Origin of the sequence: Vibrio sp. ZOR0018 (assembly GCF_963865925.1) — a bacterium.
GTDB lineage: Bacteria > Pseudomonadota > Gammaproteobacteria > Enterobacterales > Vibrionaceae > Vibrio > Vibrio anguillarum.
The window spans coordinates 1-388 of the sequence record NZ_CAWMCN010000051.1 but is presented as its reverse complement, the minus strand read 5'-3'; the positions used below and the strand labels follow the sequence as shown (position 1 = coordinate 388).

1 pseudogene is annotated in these 388 nt (G+C 41.8%); it reads left to right on the top strand.

Going from position 1 to position 388, the window contains the following annotated elements:
• Positions 1–5 precede the first annotated feature (5 nt).
• Positions 6–388 (top strand): annotated as a pseudogene (locus AACR75_RS02010) (transposase domain-containing protein); the annotation flags it as partial.

Below are 388 nucleotides of genomic sequence, written 5' to 3'. Positions count from 1 at the left end.
TTTTTATGCACGTTTCTCAAGCCCTCGATATCATCAACAGTTATAAACCCAATCAAGTTGAAACACTCGCAGACCTCTTGCCCATTGAGCTCATCAATAGTGCTTATGAGCTTACTGATACCGTTACTCTAAGAAAACGAAAGCTCACTTTAGAGTAGATGGCATGGTTACTGGTTGGCATGGCTATCTATAACGATAAATCCATGGCTGACATTGTAAACATGCTCGATATTGTTGACCGCACAGGTAAGCCATTTGTTGCTCCAAGTGCATTAACACAGCGAAGAAAAAATCTTGGTGAATCAGCGGCTAAAGCGCTCTTTGAGTGTACGCAAAGTCATTGGTTCAAACAGGCTAACTTACCAAACTGGAACGGACTTACGTTACT